Source organism: Nonomuraea sp. NPDC049655 (assembly GCF_044465465.1).
Classification (GTDB): Bacteria; Actinomycetota; Actinomycetes; order Streptosporangiales; family Streptosporangiaceae; genus Nonomuraea.
The window spans coordinates 317,759-336,185 of the sequence record NZ_JBITLS010000003.1 but is presented as its reverse complement, the minus strand read 5'-3'; the positions used below and the strand labels follow the sequence as shown (position 1 = coordinate 336,185).

Genomic DNA, 18,427 nt, shown 5'->3' with positions numbered 1-18,427 from the left:
ATTGGATCACCCCGCGGGTGGGAATCCCATCACGGTACCAAGCGTTAGACACCGTGGGAGACAGACCCCCCACGTATGGGGGCCCTGTAGGAGGCATTTAGACATGGGCGAGCGCGCGCTTCGTGGCACCCGGCTCGGGGCAACCAGCTACGAGAACGACCGTAACACGGATCTGGCCCCACGCCAGGAGGTGTCCTACACCTGTCCTAAGGGCCATCGCTTCGAGGTTCCGCTTGCCGCCGAGGCCGAGATCCCCGCGACCTGGGAGTGCCGCATGTGCGGCGCGACCGCGGTGCGGGTCGACGGTGAGCAGCCGGAGTCGAAGAAGACCAAGCCCCCACGGACTCATTGGGACATGCTGCTGGAGCGGCGGTCCATCGAGGATTTGGAAGAGGTGCTCAACGAGAGGCTCGCGGTCTTGCGCGCCCAGCGCCGCAAGAGCGCCTGACCACTTCTCACGGTGAAAACCCCCGGGCGACGCCCGGGGGTTTTGCTGTGCCCGTCCCCGCTACCAGCGCTGACGCGCCTCCTCGGCCCAGCCGGTGAGGCCGTCGAGGTCCACCCACGCGCCGTCGTCGTCCTGGACGCGGCCGGAGAAGTGGCCGAAGCACTGGTGGGTCTCGCTGGCCACCACGCCCAGCTGGGTGCGGGCCACCTTCTCGTGGAACGGCCGGAACTCCACCTCGACCCGCGGGCCGGTGATCCGCCAGGGGCGCAGCCAGTCGCCGCGGTCGTAGGTCCACTCCAGCTCGTCACCGATCTTGTGCAGCCGGCCGCCGGTGAACAGGGCGTTCTCGGTGACGCCGGTGCCGTCGGTCCACTTGCCGCCGAGCTGGACGGACCGGCCGGGCCCGCTGCCGGCCGCCCAGTTCCAGGTCACCGCGTACGGCCACTTCCCCCGGCCGTGGTCGAGCACCGCGAAGGAGTCGGCGGGGTCGATCGCGAACTCGTCCGGGCCGAGGCGCAGGCGTCCGCGTGCCGGGCGGCCGACGTCCTTGACCGTGTACTGGAACCGGTTCGGGCCCCAGGGGACGACGACGCCGAGCGACTCGTGGCCCTCCGGCAGCGGCACCTCCAGGTCGATCCGCACGCCGGGGGCGGTGGCGCGGATGACGGTGGCGGCCGGGTCCTGCCGGATGTCGATCGCCAGCCCGCCGCCGCGCACGGACACCGTGCCGGCGCCGCTGCGGTCGGGGAAGGAGGCGCCGCGGGCCAGCGGCACGACGACGTCCTTGGCGAACTCCGCGCCGGTGGCCCGGTCGAGCACGTAGACGCCGTGCACCCCGGCGTAGTCCAGCGAGGAGGCCACCAGGCCGATGATGTGGGAGGGGGTGACGACGCCCCAGTACTCCCAGCGCTTGCGCCGTCCCCAGCCGCGCAGGTTGGCCCGGTGCAGCGGCGTGCGGGTCCAGCCGACGGCGGCGGGGTTCAGCCGGCCGCCGGGCAGGCACAGGTCGGCGGGGGCGGTGAGCTCCCGTTCATGGGTGGTCATGGAAGGCGAGCCTCCTCGTGACGGAGCGGATGAGGTCGGCGGGCAGCTTCAGCTCGGCCCGGTCGTAGGTGAGCAGGCCGTTCAGCTCGTCCTCGACGTCGGAGAGCTGGGTGTAGACGGTGGCGCTCAGACCCTGGCGGATGGCCGGGACGATCTGCTCCTCGTGCAGCCGGACGAACGCCGCGCCCAGCTCGTCGGCGGTGCGGTAACGCCGGTAGCCGAACTCCTTCTCGCCCCAGGTGTGGCCCTCGACGGCCAGGCTGTAGCCACCGTACTCGGTCAGGGCCAGGACGCGGCCGTCCGGGCGGGGCGGGCGGAAGCGGCGGAAGTAGACGTGCAGGCTGAGCAGGTCGCCCGCGCCCTGGTCGTGCCAGCCGCTGGCGTGGTCGATCGTGCGGGTGGGGTCCAGGCGGGCCAGCTCGCCGGCGATCCGCGCGGCGTCGAACTGGCCCCAGCCCTCGTTGAACGGCACCCAGACCGCCAGGCCGACCACGTTGCGCAGGTGCTCGACGGTCTCGCGCAGCTCGGCCTCGAACGCGGCCCGCCCGGCGGCGTCGGCCCGTCCGAAGCGGTGGTGGCGGCGGTCGTCCAGGCGCAGCGGCAGCAGCGCGGGGGTGGTGACGACCAGCGGCCGGTAGGTCTCCCCGCCGTTGACCAGGTCCTGCCAGACGAGCATGCCGAGCCGGTCGCAGTGGTGGTACCAGCGCAGCGGCTCGATCTTGATGTGCTTGCGCAGCATGGTGAAGCCGAGCTGCTTCATCATGACGATGTCGTCCACCATGGCCTCGTCCGAGGGCGGCGTGTAGAGGCCGTCGGGCCAGTAGCCCTGGTCGAGGATGCCGGCGTGGAAGTACGGCCGGCCGTTCAGCAGCAGCCGGGGCACGCCGTCGGCGTCGGGGCCGACGGAGAAGGAGCGCATGCCGACGTAGCCGCGGACGCGGTCCTCGCCGAGCGAGACGCTCACGTCGTACAGGAAGGGGTCCTCGGGGCTCCACGGACGCGCGCCGGGCAGCGGGACGCGCACCGGCCGCCCGGCGGGGACGGTGGCGCGGGCCGCCACCCGGCCGCCGGCGAGGATCTCGACCTCGGCCTCGCCACCCGCGGCGTGCACGGTCACCTCGACGCACTCCTCGGCGAGCACGGGCGTCAGCGTGAGCCGTTCCACGTGCCGATCCGGCACGCGCTCGGCCCAGACGGTCTGCCAGATGCCCGACTGGGCGGTGTACCAGATGCCGCCGCGGCGCAGCCGCTGCTTGCCGCGCGACTGCCGGCCGGTGTCGCTGTCGTCCTGGACGGCCACGTCGAGGGTGTTGGCGCCCTCGGTCAGCGCGTCGGTGACGTCGAAGGAGAAGGGCAGGTAGCCGCCGCTGTGGCCGCCCACCTCGACGTCGTTGACCCACACCCGGCAGGTCTGGTCGACGGCGCCGAAGTGCAGGAGCACCCGCCCGCCCGCGGGCCCGGCGGGCGGCTCGAACGTGCGCCGGTACCACAGGGTCTCCCCCGGCAGCAGCTGCCGGCCGACGCCGGACAGCGGCGCCTCCGGCGAGTACGGCACGAGGATGTCGCCGTCGTACGACGCGGGCCGCGAGCCGTCGTTGATCGCGTACCGCCAGCGGCCGTTGAGGTTGACGTAGCTGTCGCGGACGAGCTGGGGCCGGGGGTACTCCGGCAGCGGGATCGGGTCGCCGGTCACGAGAGCCACACCGCCGTGTCGGCGGGCAGGGCGCCGCTGTCCAGGGGGCCGCTGGCCAGCAGGACGTCGTGGTGCGGGGGCAGCGGCACCGTGTCCGGGCCGAAGTTGACCATGAGCGTGAAGCCGGGCTCGCGGCTGAGGGCCAGCACGCCGGGCGGCGCGTCGAGCCAGGTCAGGTCGCCGTCGCCGAGCGCGGGGTGCTCGCGGCGCAGGGCGATGGCGGCGCGGTGGAGGTTGAGGGTGGAGCCGGGGTCGTCGCGCTGGGCGGCGACGGTGAGGTGCGCCCAGTCGGCCGGCTGGGGCAGCCAGGTGCCGCCCGGCCCGAACCCGTACGGCGCGGACGTGCCCGACCAGGGCAGCGGCACGCGGCAGCCGTCCCTGCCGATGAAGGCGCGGCCGGTGCGCTCGAACATGGGGTCCTGCCGCGCCTGCGCCGGCATGTCGAGGTATTCGGGCAGGCCGAGCTCGTCGCCCTGGTAGAGGTAGGCGGCGCCGGGCAGGGCGAGCAGCAGCAGCGTGGCGGCGCGGGCGCGCCTGAGGCCGAGCTCGCGGTCCACGGCGACCTTGCCGAGCAGCACGTCGGCGGTGGGGGCGCGGACGAGGTCCTGGTCGATGCCGAACCTGGTCGCCATCCGCGGCACGTCGTGGTTGCCCAGCACCCAGGGGATCGAGCCGCCCGTCTCGCGGGCCAGCCGGTGGGACTCCTCGATCACCGCGCGGAACTCCCCGGCCGACCACGGCAGGGGCATCAGGCGGAAGTTGAACAGCTGGGCCAGGCCGTCGCCGGTGAGGTAGGGCCGGGCCTGGGCGGGGTCGGCGAACCAGATCTCGGCCACCGTGCCGCGCGGCCCGGGGTAGGCGGCCAGGATCTTGCGCCAGGACCGGTACAGCTCCAGCAGCTCGGGCTGGTGCTCGTACGGCACCGCGGACTGTCCGGGCGCCAGCGGCGCGCCCTGGCTGCCGGGGACGACGTCGGGCAGGCCGTCCTCCTTGAACAGCATGGCGGCGACGTCGATGCGGAACCCGGACACGCCGCGGTCCAGCCAGAACCGCAGCACGTCCTCGAACATGGCGGTGACGCCGGGGTGCCGCCAGTTCCAGTCGGGCTGGGCGGAGTCGAACAGGTGCAGGTACCACTGGCCGTCGGGGGCCTGGGTCCAGGCGGGGCCGCCGAACATGGACTGCCAGTTGTTGGGCTCGTCGCGGAAGACGAACCAGTCGCGCTCGGGGCTGCCGGGGCCGGCCGCCAGCGCCTGCTGGAAGCGCGGGTGGGCGGCGGAGCAGTGGTTGGGCACGATGTCGACGATGACCTTGATGTCCCGGGCGGTGGCCGCGGCCACGTAGGCGTCGAAGTCGGCCAGCGTGCCGTAGCGGGGGTCCACGTCGGTGTGGTCGGCGACGTCGTAGCCGCCGTCGGCCAGTGGTGAGGGGTAGAACGGGCTCAGCCAGACGGCGTCCACGCCCAGGTCGGCCAGGTGGTCCAGGCGGGCCAGCGCGCCGGGCAGGTCGCCCTGGCCGTCGCCGTCGGCGTCGGCGAAGCTGCGGGGGTAGATCTGGTAGACGACGGCCTCGCGCCACCAGGCGTCGCCGTCGAAGGCGACGGATCGGTCGGGCACTGCGTTATCGGACGCTTTATCGGACGCTTTATCGGACACTGCGGATTCTCCAGATGAGGCAGGCGCCGAGCGCGGCGAAGGCCGCCGCGACGGCGTACATGAGCGGGTAACCGCCCGCGGAGGTGACCAGGGGCGCGGCGATGACCGGCCCGAACGTGCTGGAGGCGGAGTTGGCCAGGCTGACGATCCCCAGGTCCTTGCCGCGGTCGGCGTCGGCGGGCAGGAGCTGGGTGACCATGGCCTGGTCCACGGCGGCGAACATGCCGTAGCCCGCGCCGAGCAGGACGCTGGCGGCGATGGCGGCGGGCCAGCTGGTCAGGAAGGTCAGCACGAGCCCGGAGGCGGCCATCGTGAGCCCGCCGACGAAGACGGCCGTGCGGCGGTTGCCGAACCGGTCCGACAACCAGCCCGCGACCAGGGTGGGCGCGACGCTGCTCAGCGTGAAGACCGCGACCAGCACCACGACGCCCTGCTCGACGGTGGAGCCGGGGAAGAGCGCCTCGTAGCCGACGCCGTCGCGCAGGTAGTACTGCAGGTAGCCGATGGCCATGGCGAGGGTGAGGGTGATCAGGAAGCGGCTCAGCCAGGCCCAGGCGAAGTCGGGGTGCTTGCGCGGGCTCACCTTGAAGCTGCGCAGCAGCGCGCGCGGCCCGAACGGCGGCAGGTCGGCCGGCGCGCTCTCGGGCTCCTTGGTGAACAGGCTGAACGGCAGCACCAGCAGCAGCACCAGGACGGCCATCGCGACGAACCCGGCCTGCGAGCCGGTCGCCACGACGGTGACCACGACGCCGCCCAGCAGCGGCCCGGCGAGCTGGCCCACGCCCGCCAGCGCCGAGGCCTTGCCGCGCTGGCTGATCGGCACCTGGTCGGGCACGGTGGCGATGGCGGTGGCCAGGGCGGCGGTGAAGGCGAGCTGGGCGACCGCCCAGCCGACGACCAGCCCGGCCAGGGAGTCCTGGCGGGACAGGAAGACCAGGGACGCGGCGCAGACCAGCGCGCCGCCCGCGATCCACGGGCGACGCCGGCCCATCCGGGCGCGGGTGCGGTCGGACAGGGCTCCGAACAGCGGGTTGGCCACGATCGTGCAGACGGCGGCGACGGCGAAGACCACCGCCAGCGACGCCTCCTTGTGCTGCGGATCGATGCGCGCCACGTGGGAGGGGAGCAGGATCTGGTTTCCGACGGTCATCGCCATGATGACCCCCATCTGGGCCAGCGCCAGCAGGGACATCCAGCCCGCGGACACCCGTCTGTCAGGCGCGAGGCGCGGTTCGGCCATGCAGGTCCTCCCTGGGGGGAACGTGAGAGGATGTCACGTTAGAACATGACAGGTCGTTATGTTAAGACTTGTTCGTGGAGAACCCCGGCATCCGGCGCCGACCGGTCCAGCGGCGCAGCATCGACAGGGTCGAACGCATCCTCGACGCCTGCGCCCGCCTGCTGGACGAGGTCGGCCTGGACGCCCTGACGATCTCCGACGTCGCCAGGAGCGCCGGCGTGCCCTCCGGCACGATCTACCAGTTCTTCGACGGCAAGCCGGGCATGCTGCGCGAGCTGGCGCTGCGCAACCTGGAGGTGCTGCTGGCCCGGCTGCGGGCCAGGGTCGCCGAGGAGCCGCCGCTGACCTGGCCGCGGGCGGCGGAGCTGGTGCTGGCCGAGACGGTGGAGATGCGCAGGAGCGTGCCGGGCTTCACCGTGGTCGACTTCGCCGACACCCGGCCGGGCGGCCCGTCGTTCCTGCCCGCCGGGCGGGTGCGGGAGAGCGGGGACGTGCTGGCCGAGCGGCTCTACCACTTCGCGCTGGAGGAGGCGGGGCTGCCGGCGCTGCCCGATCCGTACCGGGTGATGCGGCTGGCGATCCAGTCCACGGCGGCGGTGTTGCACCTGACGTTCTCCGCGACGCCGCAGGGCGATCCGGCCATGATCGAGCAAGGACGCAGGCTGCTGCGGGCCTACTTCGTGGACGTGGCCTCAGAAACATTCCGGTAACAAGGATTGACCGTTCAAAACCGGACGAACTACCGTCTTCCACATTCTATAGAAAGCAGAATGCAGGAGGCGGTGCATGGACGCGACGGCACGCGCGGCGATCGTCACCGACGTCGCGGGAGCGGTGGAGGTGCGCGAGTACGGCCTGCCGCAGCCCGGTCCGGGAGAGTTCGTCCTGGAGGTCGAGCTGTGCGGCATGTGCGGCACGGACGCCCACATCTACCGGGGCCGGCTGGCCAGCGTGCGTTTCCCCGCGCTGCTCGGGCACGAGATCGTCGGCCGGCTGGCCGCGCTCGGCGACGGCGTCGCGACCGACCACGCGGGACGGCCGGTGGCCGTCGGCGACCGGGTGGGCGTCTTCCCGTCGCTGAGCTGCGGCCGGTGCTTCGAGTGCCAGGTGCGCCGCAGGCCGGGCAGCTGCCCGGACCGGCGGCCGTCCTACGGGTTCGCCTCCCCCGCCGACCGGCCGCCGTACCTGACCGGCGGCTTCGCCACCCACCTGTACGCCTCGAACGCGGGAACGGTGTTCTACCGGACCGATCTGCCCGCCGAGGTCGCCGTGCTGCAGGAGCCGCTGTCGGTGGCCCTGCACGGTGTGGAACGTTCCGCGATCCGGATCGGCTCCACCGTCGTGGTCCAGGGGGTCGGTGCGATCGGCCTGATGGCCGTGGTCGCCGCCCGCGCGGCCGGGGCGGCCAGGGTGGTCGCCGTCGGCGCGCCGGGCGCCCGGCTGGAACTGGCCGCGCTGCTCGGCGCGGACACCGTCGTCGATCTCGGTGAGGGGCCCGCCGGGCGCCGCCGGGCGGTGTTCGACGCGCTGGGACGCGCCGGCGCCGACGCCGTCATCGGCACCGCGGGCTCGCCCGAGGCGTTCACCGAGGCGCTCGGCCTGGTCGCCGACGGCGGCGTGCTGGCCGAGCTGGGCAACTTCACCGACCGCGGCGCCGTCCCCTTCAACCCCTACAGCGACCTGCTGAAGCGGGACCTCACGATCGCCGGCGTCTACGGCGCCGGCCCCGACATGCAGCGCCGCTACCACCAGGCGCTGACGATCCTCGAACGCGGCGGCAGCCCCTTCGAGCGCGTGGTCAGCCACCGCGTGCCGCTCGGCCGGGTCCGCGAGGCGCTGGAGGCCCTGGGCTCGGGCCACCCGCTGGACGGCCGGGACGTCGTCAAGCTCGCCGTCGACCCCTCCGCCTGAAATCCCCCATTCCCCTCCGGGAGGACACCCGTGTTGAACAACACCCGGCTCGTCACGGCCGCGGCCGTGCTCGCGCTCAGCGTCGCCGCCTGCGGCTCGTCGTCGCAGGAGGTCGCGGCCGACGGCGGCGGCCTCGGCACGGCGCAGGCCCCGGTGTCGATCCGCGTGATCGCCAACGACGCGTTCGCCAAGCAGTGGCAGGACAAGCTCGTGCCGGAGTTCGCCAAGAAGTACCCGAACATCAAGGTCACCGTCGACGGCATCCCCTACAACGACCAGCTGCCCAAGACGATGCTGGAGCTGACCGGCACCACCGCCACCTACGACGTGGTGCTCGCCGACGACCCCTGGCTGCCGCAGCTCGCCAAGACCGGCGCCCTGTACGACCTCAAGGGCCCCGAGCTGGCCAAGTGGAACGACCCCGGCTACGACTGGGCCGACTTCAACCCCTCGCCCCTGGCCGCCGGGGAGTGGGAGGGCAAGCAGTACGCCGTGCCCGTGCGCTCCAACCTGCTGCTGATGTTCTACAACAAGTCGCTGTACAAGAAGGCCGGCGTGGCCGAGCCGACCGCGCAGACCACCTGGGAGCAGTACTTCAAGGACGCCCCCAAGCTCGTCCAGGACACCGACGGCGACGGCAAGACCGACTCCTGGGCCGTGGGCACGTACTTCACCAAGGACCCGCTGACCCCCACCGTGTGGCAGACCGTGCTCAACTCCGACGGCGGCAAGATCCTGGACGGCACGAAGGTCGCCTTCGGCGGCCCCGCGGGCGTCAAGGCCCTGCAGACGCAGGTCGACCTGCTCAAGTACGCGCCGCCCGGGGCGAGCACGTACCAGTTCAACGAGCCGCTGGAGGCCTTCCGGCAGGGCAAGACGGCCACCATGTTCATGTGGGGCAGCGTCTACAAGGGCACCGCCGTGGACAAGGAGACCACCACCCTGACCCCCGAGCAGGTGGGCCTCACCACCCTGCCCGCCGGATCGACCTCGCCGGGCGCCCACCGCGGCATCTGGACGGCGGGCATCTCCAAGAAGTCCACGCACCCGGCCGCCGCCTGGACGTGGCTGCAGTGGGTGACCTCCAAGGAGGGCGAGCAGTTCACCGGCAAGGCGTTCGGCACCTTCCCCGCCCGCGACTCCAGCCTCGACGGCACGCCGCCGGCCGAGTGGGCCGGCCCGGTCTACAAGGCGCTCAAGGACGGCTACGAGGTCGTCTCCAAGGGTGAGATGTGGCGGCCCAGGCTGCCCGAGTCCGACGCCGTGCAGCAGATCCTGGCGCTGCAGACCAGCCGGGCCATGTCCGGGCAGGCCACCGCGCAGCAGGCGATCGACCAGGCCGCCAAGGAGATCGGCGACCTGCTGACGGCCAAGGGCTACAACCAGTGAGGCGTGCCCGACTGGGAGAGCCGGGCACGGCCTGGCTCTTCCTGGCCCCCGCCCTGCTGCTGCTGGCGGGCATGCTGCTCTACCCGATCCTCTACACGGCCTGGGTGAGCGTGTCCGACTTCGACCTGGCCTCCTTCCAGCCGTCCGGATGGGTCGGCTGGCGGCACTACGAGGCCGTGCTGCGCGATCCGGGCTTCCTGGACTCGCTCCGGGTCACCGGCGTCTACCTGGTGATCGCGCTGCCGCTGCAGATGGTGCTCGGGTTCGCCATCGCGTTCCTGCTCAACGTCGCCTGGCGGGGCCGGGGCGTGCTGCGCGCCCTGTTCCTCATCCCGATGGTGGTGGCCCCCGTGGTCGCCGGCGGCGTGTGGCGGATGTTGCTCGACCCGCTGTGGGGCGTCGTCAACTACGCCCTCGGCCTGGTCGGCGCCGGGCCCGTCGAGTGGATCGGCGACCCGGCGCTGGCCATGGTCAGCCTGATCGTCATCGACACCTGGCGCTGGACGCCGTTCGTGGTGCTCATCGCCTCGGCCGGGATCATGGCGTTGCCCGGCGACGTGTACGAGGCCGCCCGCTCCGACGGCGCCGGCCGCTGGGCGATCCTGCGGCGCATCACGCTGCCGCTGCTGGTGCCGGTGATGGCCGCCGCGTTCGTGGTGCGCTGGCTGGGCGCGGTCAAGATGTTCGACATCGCGCTGGCCGCCACCAGGGGCGGGCCGGGCAACGCGACCAACGTCATCAACCTCTACATCTACGAGAAGGGGTTCCGGAGCCTGGAGTTCGGCTCGGCCTCCTCGATGGCGACGATCGTCCTGGTCCTGACGATGCTGATCACCTTTGTCCTGTTCCGCGTGACCCGGCGTCTGGAGAACCGATGGTGAGACGGTACGCGGCCGTCACCGGGGCCGTCCTGGTGACGCTGGCCTTCCTGTTCCCCGTGCTCTACATGGTCTCGATCTCGTTCAAGCTGCCCAGGGACATCTTCACGGTGCCGCCGCGGTGGCTGAGCGAGTTCACCCTCGACAACTACGTCAGCTACTTCCAGCAGGCGCGCATCCTGCCCCGCATGGTCAACACGGTCATCGTGGCGGCCGGCGCCTCGGCCATCTCCATGGTCGCCGGCTCGATGGCCGGGTACGCGCTGTCGCGGCTGCGGATGCGCGGCGCGGGCGTGGTGGGCGGGCTGATCCTGGCCTCGCGCGCGGTGCCGCCGATCGCGCTGGTGGTGCCGCTGTTCCTGGTGGCCAGGAAGCTCGGGCTGACCGACCAGTACATCACCGTGATCCTGGCGTACGTGACCTTCCTGGTGCCGTACGTGGTGTGGCTGATGCGGGCCTTCTTCCGCGGGCTGCCCAAGGAGCTGGAGGAGGCGGCGATGATCGACGGCTGCTCGCGGTTCGGGGCGTTCTTCCGGATCATCGTGCCGACGAGCCTGACCGGCCTGGTCTCGACGTTGATCTTCTGCATCATCCTGGCCTGGGAGGAGCTGCTGTTCGCGCTGATCCTCACCAACGACCGGGCGGTCACCATCCCCGTCGCCATCGCCGGGATCGCGGCCGACACCGAGAAGGGCGGGATGTGGGGGCCGCTGGCCGCGGTCGGCGTGCTGACCGTGCTGCCCGTGGTGGTCTTCGCGCTGCTGGTGCAGAAGTACCTGATCAAGGGTCTCGCGGACGGCGCGACCAAGGGGTGAGGAGCCGATGAGGATCACAGACGTCCGCGCGCGGGTCATCGAGCTGCCCTATCCCCGGCCGTTCGTGCCGTCGTGGGCCCCGGAGGGCGCGCACCGGGCGATGTCGGCGGTCATCGTCGAGGTCGAGACCGACGAGGGCATCGTCGGGGTGTCCGGCGGCGACATGGGCCACGGCACCGGGCCGATGCTGCTGGAGGCGATCCGCGGCTGGATCCGCCCGCAGCTGGTCGGCCTGGACGCCTTCGACACCACGCACGTCGCCAACCGGCTGCGGTACGTGGCCGAGTACGTCTTCCCCCGGCCGTGGGTCGTCGGCGTCGCCGTGTGGGACGCCGTCGGCAAGGCCTGCGGGCAGCCGCTGTACAAGCTCTGGGGCGGGCACTCGGGAGCTGTCCGCGCGTACGCGAGCTTCGGCGAGCTCCGCGACCCGGCCCAGCGGGCCGAGGACGCCCTGGCCGCCGTCGAACGGGGCTTCCAGGGGATCAAGTTGCGCGTGCACGCGGCCACGATCGCCGAGGACGTGCGGCAGGTCGCCGCCGTGCGCGAGGCGGTCGGCCCCGCCGTGGCGATCATGGTGGACGCCAACCAGGCGGCCGCCCGCTGGCGCTACGCCCCCGACGGCACCCGCCTGATCTGGGACTTCGACCGCGCCCTCAGCACCGCCAGGGAACTGGCCGGGCTCGGTGTGGCGTGGTTGGAGGAGCCGCTGCCCCGGCACGACTACCGCGCCCTGTGCGAGCTGACCGCGGCCTCACCGATCCCGATCGCGGGCTGCGAGCACAACCGGGGCATCGGCCAGCTCGTGCGCATGCTGGAGGATGGTTGCTTCGACATCTTTCAGCCCGACGCGAACGAGAGCGAGGAGATCGGCGCGCTGCGCGACTTCGGCGCCATGGCCGCCGCCCGGCAGCGCAAGGTCATCCCGCACGCCTGGGCCACCGGGCTCGGCGTGGCGGGCAACCTGCAACTTTGCGCCTCGCTGCCGAACTGCGACTGGCTGGAGTACCCCTACGATCCGCCGGTGATCGTCCCGGAGGTGTTCCACGCCATGCTGACCGAACCGCTGCTGCCCGACTCCCGCGGTCTCGTCGCCGTTCCGACGGGGCCCGGAATCGGTGTAGAGCTGGACCACGCGGCGATCGAGCCGCTCACCGTCCAGCGGGTCTGAAGGGCTCCTCAACCATGGCCGAATCGCGTTCCCCCTTCCGCACCAAGGCGGATCTTGCGGCGGAGCACATCAAACATCTGATCATGAGCGGCGAGGCGCCTCCCGGCACCAAGATCACCACCAGGGTGGTGGCCGAGGCCGTGGGCATCAGCGAGACGCCCGTGCGCGAGGCGATCAAACAGCTCTGCTCCGAGGACTGGCTGGTCGAGCGCCCGCACGTCGGCGCCGTGGTCGCCGAGCTCACGGTGGCCAACGTGCGCGAGCTCTACAGCGTCCGGGCCGCGCTCACCGCGCTGGCGCTGGAGCTGGGCGGCGTGCCGCTGGAGGGCGCGCGGCTGGCCGAGGTCGACGCGGTGCTCGCCGAGTGCGAGACCGCCGTCGCCCGCGAGGACGTCGCCGCCTTCGCCCGCCTCAACCGGCGCTTCCACTCCCTGCTGTGCGACACCGAGCACAGCAAGCTCACCCACCGCATGCTGCAGAGCCTGTGGGCCCGCACGGAGACCGCCCAGCGCGGCTTCCGCCTGGTGCCCTGGCGGCTGCCCAAGTCGCACGCCGAGCACATCGCCATCAGGAACGCCCTGGTCGAGGGCGACATCCCGCTGGCGGGCAGGCTGCAGCACGCGCACGAGATGGCCGCCATGAAGGCCCTCATCGAAGGAATCCAGGAGACACATGGCTGACACCCGCAAGGCTCTCATCGGAGCCGCATGGCAGGAGGCCGACCAGACCTTCACCGTCCGCTCCCCCGCCACCGGCGAGCCGCTGGCGCAGGTCGCCGACTGCGGCCCCGAGCTGGCCACGCGGGCGGTCGACGCGGCCGCGGCGGCGCTGCCCGGCTGGCGGGCCATGCCCGCGCACGAACGTGCCGGTCTCATGCGGGCCGCCGCCGGCGAGCTGACCGCGCGGGCGGACCGGATCGCCGCGATCATGACGGCCGAGCAGGGCAAGCCGCTCGCCGAGGCGACCGGCGAGGTGCTCTCGGGCGCCGACCACCTGTTGTGGGCCGCCGAGGAGACCCGCCGCCTGTACGGCGAGACCGTGCCCGGCGCGCACGAGGGCAACCGCATCTGGCTGCTGCCCGAGCCGGTCGGCGTGGTCGCGGGCATCACGCCGTGGAACTTCCCGGTCTCGATGATCACCCGTAAGCTCGGCCCGGCGCTGGCCGCGGGCTGCACGGTCGTGCTCAAACCGGCCGAGCAGACCCCGCTGTCGGCGATCGCGGTGGCCGAGGCGTTCGTCGCGGCCGGGCTGCCGCCGGGCGTGTTCAACCTGGTCACCACGTCCCGGCCGGCCGGGTTCGGCCAGGCGGTGATGACCGACCCGCGGGTGCGCAAGGTGTCCTTCACCGGCTCCACCGAGGTCGGCCGCGAGCTGATCAGGCAGAGCGCCCACGACGTCAAGCGGCTCAGCGTCGAGCTGGGCGGGCACGCGCCCGTGCTGGTCTTCCCCGACGCCGACCCGGTCGCCGCCGCCCGCGCGGTGGCCCGCAGCAAGTTCCTCAACGCCGGGCAGGCCTGCACCTCGCCCAACCGGATCTTCGTCCATTCCTCGCTGGCCGCCGCCTTCACCGACGAGCTGGTGCGCCAGGCGCGGGCGGCCGAGCTGGGCCCGCTCATCGACGAGGCGGCCGTGGCCAAGGTGAGCAGGCACGTCGAGGACGCCGTCGCGAAGGGCGCGGCCGTCCTGACCGGCGGGCGACGGCCGGACGGGGCGGGCACGTACTACCCGGCGACCGTGCTGGGCGGGGTGAGCGAGGACATGCTGGTCTGCCGCGAGGAGACGTTCGGGCCGGTCGCGCCGGTGCTGGAGTTCGACGACTGCGACAAGGTCGTCGAACGCGCCAACGCCACCCCGTACGGGCTGACCGCCTACGTGTGGACCAACGACCTGACCAGGACCCTGCGCGTGGCCGAGGAGCTGCAGTTCGGCATGGTGACCGTGAACGGCGGCCCGCTGGCGCCGCCGCAGGCGCCGTTCGGCGGGATCAAGAGCAGCGGCTACGGGCGCGAGGGCGGCCACCACGGGGTGGCCGACTACCTGGAGTACAAGTACCTCAGCGTGGGGCTGGGACGATGACGGAGAGCACGATGAAGACGAGCCCGCGCGCGGTCGCCGAGCGCGAGATCACCCGCCGGGTCGACCTGTGCCTGCCCGACGGGCGGCTCAACCCGGCCGCGGTCGGCTGGAGCCGCACCCCGCTGCACCGCGCCAACATCCGCGGCTGGGGCCGCACCATGCGCTGGGACTACTGGTGCGTCACCAGCCCCGGCCACGTGTTCGCCTTCAGCGCCAGCAGCCTCGACTACCTGGCCGGCGAGTCGGCGTTCTTCCTCGACCGGCGCACCGGCGAGCAGGTCTCCAGCCGGGGCCTGCTCGTCCCGGCCAGGGGCGTGGCCTTCTCCGAGCGCGGCGGCGAGGGCAGCGTGCGCATCGGCGCCGGCCCGGTCCGCATCAGCGTCGACGAGACCGCCGACGGCACCCGGCTGCGGCTGAAGTCGGCCGAGATCGCCGCCGACGTGCTGGTGCGCCGGGTGCCGGGCCGTGAGAGCCTGTCGGTCGTGGTGCCCTGGGGCCCGCGCCGCTTCCAGTACACGGTCAAGGACGTCGGGCGGCCCGCCGAGGGCACCGTGCGCGTGGGCGGCCTGACCTACGAGTTCGACCCCGCCGACGCCCTGGCCACGCTCGACCTCGGGCGCGGGCGCTGGCCCGGCGACATCCGCTGGAACTGGGGCGCGGCCGCCGGACGGCCCGGCGGCCGCGACGTCGCCCTGCAGATCGGCGGCAAGTGGACCGACGGCACCGGCAGCGTGGAGAACGGCCTGATCCTCGACGGCCGCCTGCACAAGATCAGCGAAGAGCTGGTCTGGCGGTACGACACCACCGACTGGCGGGCGCCCTGGCGCATCGAGGGCGAGCGCGTGGACCTGGAGTTCGTCCCCGAGCACGTGCGCGAGGCCGACGTGCGGCGCGCGTTCTACATGCGCAGCCAGGAGGCCCAGGCGTTCGGCCACTACCGCGGCACGGTCGTCGCCGACGACGGCGAGCGCGTCACGATCGACGGCCTGTACGGCTGGGCCGAGGAGGTCTACCGGCGCTGGTAACGCCGTCAGGCGTCGCGGTCGTCGTGGATGACCTCGCCGCGGATGACCTCGCCGTGCACGACCTTGCCGCCCTGAGAGGCCCGGTCCACGCCGGGCGCCGACGGGAACATGTTCGCGTACGGCGACGCCGCCGCCACCCGCTTGACCCGCCGGTCGAAGAACGACGACGCCAGCCGCCGCATCAGCGGCCGGGTGAAGGGCAGCACGAAGACGAAGCCGACGACGTCGGTGAAGAAGCCCGGGATCATCAGCAGGGCGCCGCCGGCCAGCACCAGGCCACCGTCGGCCAGCTCCCGGTCGGGCACCCGGCCCTCCGACAGCGCCGCCTGCAGACGCCGCCAGACCCGGCGGCCCTCACGGCGCACCAGCCAGGCGCCCAGCAGGCTGCCCGCGACGAGCAGGCCGACGGTCGGCCATCCGCCGATCATCGATCCGACCTGGATCAGCAGCCAGACCTCCAGCACCGGGACGCCCAGCAGGGCCAGCAACAGCAGCAGCCGCATCGTTTCCTCGATTCCGCGCACACCTACATCAGGAACAACGTCCGGCGGGCCGCGCGCGTTCCTGGACGCGGATCCTCGGGCGCCCGTCAGCCGCCGGTCAGCCGCGGGTGCGGCGCAGGCGGCGGGGCAGGCCGGTGACGCCCCACATGCCGATGCGCCACAGCGCCTCGGACATGACCTTGCCGTTCATCTTGCTCTTGCCGACCGTGCGCTCGACGAACGTGATCGGCACCTCCACCACCCGCAGCCCGTGCCTGGACGTGCGGAGCGTGAGGTCGACCTGGAAGCAGTAGCCCTGCGACTCGACCCCGGCCAGGCCCACCTTCTCCAGCGTGGCGGCCCGGTAGGCGCGGAAACCGGCGGTGGCGTCGCGCACCGGCAGGCCGAGCATCACCCGGGTGTAGATGTTGGCGCCCTTGGACAGCAGCTCGCGCCGGTGGGGCCAGTTGACCACCTTGCCGCCGGGCACGTAGCGGGAGCCGATCGCCAGGTCGGCGCCGTCGGCCAGCGCCTGCAGCAGCTTGGGCAGCTCCTCGGGCTGGTGGGAGCCATCGGCGTCCATCTCGACCAGCACGTCGTAGCCCTCGCCCAGGCCCCAGCGGAACCCGGCGATGTAGGCCGCGCCGAGCCCCTGCTTGCCCGGCCGGTGCAGCACGTGGACGTGCTCGTCGGCCTCGGCCAGGGCGTCGGCGACCTCGCCGGTGCCGTCGGGGCTGTTGTCGTCGGCCACCAGCACGTGGGCGTCCGGCACGGCGGCGCGCACCCGCTCGACGATCGCGGGCAGGTTGTCGCGCTCGTTGTAGGTCGGGACGACGACGAGCACCCGGCCGACAGTCTCCATCATGAGCCGTTTTCCATTCGGTCGCCTCGCCTGCCGCGCCGTGCGGCGACTCCCACAGCCACCGCTCCCATCAACATCAATGCCCATTCAGGAAGCTCGCCCACCTTTGTGGCGATCGTTTCCTGGGTGCGTACGGGCACCTTGACCACGTTCATGTCAGGGACAAGTTCACGGGTCTGCCAGGAGACCTTACCGTCAGGCGTGACATATGCGGAGATCCCGGTCGTGGCGGCCGTGACGACGGCCCTGTTGTGCTCGACGGCCCGCAGCTTGGACATCGCGAGCTGCTGCGGGGGCAGGTTGGACAGCGCGTAGCTGGCGTTGTTGGTCTGCACCACCAGCGGGGTGCCGCCGGCGCGCACGGTGCCGCGCACGGTGTCGTCGTAGGCCACCTCGTAGCAGTTGACCGCGCCGATGGTGACCGGACCGAGCTTCAGGTCGCCCGGCTCGGTGCCCGCGACCGACTGGCGGCCGACCAGGTTGGCCCGCTCCCACAGGGCCAGCACGATCTCCTTGAACGGCGTGTACTCCCCGAACGGCACCAGGTGCTGCTTGTCGTAGTAGGCGCCGGGACCGCTCACCGGGTCCCACACCAGGCTGCGCGTGGCGCGGTGCTCGTCGCCGATGGCCACGACGGCGCCGACCAGGGTGGGGACGCCGACGTACTTGACCGACTCGTCGATGACCTGGCGGGCGAAGGCGCTGGTGTAGGGGTCGATGTCGGTGGAGTTCTCGGGCAGGACGACGATGTCGGGCTTGGGCAGGGCCCCGGCGCGCACGGCGTCGGCCAGCCGTTTGGTCTCCTCGGCGTGGTTGCGCAGGACGACGGCCGGCTCGTCGCCGAGCGGGTGCATGCCGCGCCCCGGGACGTTGCCCTGCACGATGCCGACGTTGATCGAGCGGCCCTCGTCGCCCGGCCTCGGGATGGCCAGCGTGAGCAGCGGCACGGCCAGCGCCGCGGCCACCGGGACGGCCCTGCGCACCGCCTTGTTCATGGCCTTGCCCGCGGCCTTGTCCGCAGCTGTGTCCGCGGCTCTGCCCGCGGTGGCGGCGGGCCGCACCAGGACGGCGTGGGCCAGCAGGGCGCCGCACAGCGTGACGGCGAAGGACACCAGCGGCGCGCCGCCCAGCGCGGCGTAGGAGGTGAACAGCGACTCGCCCTGGCTGAAGGCCACCCGCGCCCACGGGAAGCCGCCGACGGGCACCAGGCCGCGGGCCCACTCCATCGTCACCCACAGCGCGCCGAACCACAGCGGCCACAGCCGCAGCCGGAACACCAGGGCCGCCAGGGCGGCCATGACGGCGTAGAACACGCTCTCGGTGGCCACCAGCATGACCCAGACGTCGTCGCCGATCGTGCGCACCCAGGCCAGGGCCGGGAACAGGAACACGGCGGCGCCCAGATAACCCAGCCACGCGGCGCGCCGGGGACGGGCGCGGTAGAGGCCGGCGACGATCAGCCCGATGCCGACCGGCGCGCACAGCCACCAGTCGAGCGGCGGGAAGGCGGTGTAGAGCAGCAGCCCGCCGGCGACCATGGCCGCGACCCGCGCGGCGAGCACCCACCGGCCCTCGCCCTTGACGCGAACGCCGTCGCCCTCACCCGAAGAAGAGGCGGAGTCGGTGTCGGCAGGGGTGTCGGCGGTGTCGGGGGCGTCCGCCTCGGGAGCCGGTTCGCGCCCGGGGACGGGCGGAACGCTCGTCTTGTCCTGAACCACGCCGGGTCTCCTCGCAAAATCGC

Annotated in this window: 17 protein-coding genes; 10 read left to right on the top strand and 7 right to left on the bottom strand. The window is 72.5% G+C overall.

Annotated features, from left to right (window positions below):
- Window positions 1–103: 103 nt before the first annotated feature.
- Window positions 104–448: an RNA polymerase-binding protein RbpA gene (locus tag ACIBQ6_RS11230; protein ID WP_043625492.1), complete on the top strand. Its 345-nt coding sequence runs from the start codon at window positions 104–106 to the stop codon at window positions 446–448.
- Between the two features lie 60 nt (window positions 449–508).
- Here ACIBQ6_RS11230 and ACIBQ6_RS11225 read toward each other — a convergent pair whose 3' ends face one another.
- The 4 genes from ACIBQ6_RS11225 to ACIBQ6_RS11210 are packed head-to-tail and all read right to left on the bottom strand — an operon-like array spanning window position 509 to window position 6,080.
- Entirely contained in the window at window positions 509–1,492 is a 984-nt protein-coding gene (locus ACIBQ6_RS11225; RefSeq protein ID WP_358286596.1) for a DUF2804 domain-containing protein, read from the bottom strand.
- The gene (locus ACIBQ6_RS11220) at window positions 1,479–3,185 is read right to left on the bottom strand and encodes a glycoside hydrolase family 2 protein (RefSeq protein ID WP_397211305.1); all 1,707 of its coding nucleotides are present in this window, start codon (window positions 3,183–3,185) and stop codon (window positions 1,479–1,481) included. Before ACIBQ6_RS11220 ends, ACIBQ6_RS11225 begins: the two co-directional genes overlap by 14 nt.
- A complete protein-coding gene (locus ACIBQ6_RS11215) occupies window positions 3,182–4,801 on the bottom strand; it encodes an alpha-amylase family glycosyl hydrolase (protein WP_397211303.1) in 1,620 nt (539 codons plus the stop codon). The genes ACIBQ6_RS11220 and ACIBQ6_RS11215 overlap by 4 nt, the downstream gene beginning before the upstream one ends.
- 28 nt (window positions 4,802–4,829) lie before the next feature.
- Window positions 4,830–6,080, bottom strand: a complete 1,251-nt coding sequence (locus ACIBQ6_RS11210) for an MFS transporter (protein WP_397211301.1) — start codon at window positions 6,078–6,080, stop codon at window positions 4,830–4,832.
- A gap of 74 nt (window positions 6,081–6,154) precedes the next feature.
- Between ACIBQ6_RS11210 and ACIBQ6_RS11205 the strand changes: the two genes are divergently transcribed.
- The 9 genes from ACIBQ6_RS11205 (at window position 6,155) to ACIBQ6_RS11165 (ending at window position 15,342) form a co-directional block, all read left to right on the top strand.
- The gene (locus tag ACIBQ6_RS11205) at window positions 6,155–6,790 is read left to right on the top strand and encodes a TetR/AcrR family transcriptional regulator (protein WP_358287560.1); all 636 of its coding nucleotides are present in this window, start codon (window positions 6,155–6,157) and stop codon (window positions 6,788–6,790) included.
- 76 nt (window positions 6,791–6,866) lie between these two features.
- On the top strand, window positions 6,867–7,991 hold the full coding sequence (locus ACIBQ6_RS11200; protein ID WP_397211299.1) for a zinc-binding dehydrogenase: 1,125 nt from the start codon (window positions 6,867–6,869) through the stop codon (window positions 7,989–7,991).
- A 30-nt stretch (window positions 7,992–8,021) separates the two neighbouring features.
- Window positions 8,022–9,380, top strand: coding sequence for an ABC transporter substrate-binding protein (locus tag ACIBQ6_RS11195; protein ID WP_397211297.1), 1,359 nt, complete (start codon window positions 8,022–8,024; stop codon window positions 9,378–9,380).
- On the top strand, window positions 9,377–10,261 hold the full coding sequence (locus tag ACIBQ6_RS11190; protein ID WP_397211295.1) for a carbohydrate ABC transporter permease: 885 nt from the start codon (window positions 9,377–9,379) through the stop codon (window positions 10,259–10,261). The genes ACIBQ6_RS11195 and ACIBQ6_RS11190 overlap by 4 nt, the downstream gene beginning before the upstream one ends.
- Window positions 10,255–11,073: a carbohydrate ABC transporter permease gene (locus tag ACIBQ6_RS11185; protein WP_352324937.1), complete on the top strand. Its 819-nt coding sequence runs from the start codon at window positions 10,255–10,257 to the stop codon at window positions 11,071–11,073. The genes ACIBQ6_RS11190 and ACIBQ6_RS11185 overlap by 7 nt, the downstream gene beginning before the upstream one ends.
- Window positions 11,074–11,080: 7 nt before the next feature.
- Entirely contained in the window at window positions 11,081–12,241 is a 1,161-nt protein-coding gene (locus ACIBQ6_RS11180; protein WP_397211293.1) for a mandelate racemase/muconate lactonizing enzyme family protein, read from the top strand.
- 14 nt (window positions 12,242–12,255) lie between these two features.
- Window positions 12,256–12,921 (top strand): GntR family transcriptional regulator, encoded by a 666-nt coding sequence (locus tag ACIBQ6_RS11175; protein WP_358286581.1) that lies wholly within the window; start codon window positions 12,256–12,258, stop codon window positions 12,919–12,921.
- Window positions 12,914–14,317: an NAD-dependent succinate-semialdehyde dehydrogenase gene (locus ACIBQ6_RS11170; RefSeq protein ID WP_397211291.1), complete on the top strand. Its 1,404-nt coding sequence runs from the start codon at window positions 12,914–12,916 to the stop codon at window positions 14,315–14,317. Before ACIBQ6_RS11175 ends, ACIBQ6_RS11170 begins: the two co-directional genes overlap by 8 nt.
- An 11-nt stretch (window positions 14,318–14,328) precedes the next feature.
- Window positions 14,329–15,342: a DUF2804 domain-containing protein gene (locus tag ACIBQ6_RS11165; RefSeq protein WP_387675411.1), complete on the top strand. Its 1,014-nt coding sequence runs from the start codon at window positions 14,329–14,331 to the stop codon at window positions 15,340–15,342.
- 5 nt (window positions 15,343–15,347) lie between these two features.
- On the opposite strand, the gene ACIBQ6_RS11160 is transcribed toward ACIBQ6_RS11165, so the two are convergent.
- The 3 genes from ACIBQ6_RS11160 to lnt all read right to left on the bottom strand — a co-directional run bounded on the left by ACIBQ6_RS11160 (window position 15,348) and on the right by lnt (window position 18,404).
- Window positions 15,348–15,845, bottom strand: coding sequence for an FxsA family protein (locus tag ACIBQ6_RS11160; protein ID WP_358286576.1), 498 nt, complete (start codon window positions 15,843–15,845; stop codon window positions 15,348–15,350).
- Window positions 15,846–15,942: 97 nt separating this feature from the next.
- On the bottom strand, window positions 15,943–16,689 hold the full coding sequence (locus ACIBQ6_RS11155) for a polyprenol monophosphomannose synthase (protein ID WP_358286574.1): 747 nt from the start codon (window positions 16,687–16,689) through the stop codon (window positions 15,943–15,945).
- Complete coding sequence (gene lnt, locus ACIBQ6_RS11150) at window positions 16,686–18,404, bottom strand: apolipoprotein N-acyltransferase (RefSeq protein ID WP_397211289.1); 1,719 nt, start codon at window positions 18,402–18,404, stop codon at window positions 16,686–16,688. Before lnt ends, ACIBQ6_RS11155 begins: the two co-directional genes overlap by 4 nt.
- Between the last annotated feature and the right edge of the window lie 23 nt (window positions 18,405–18,427).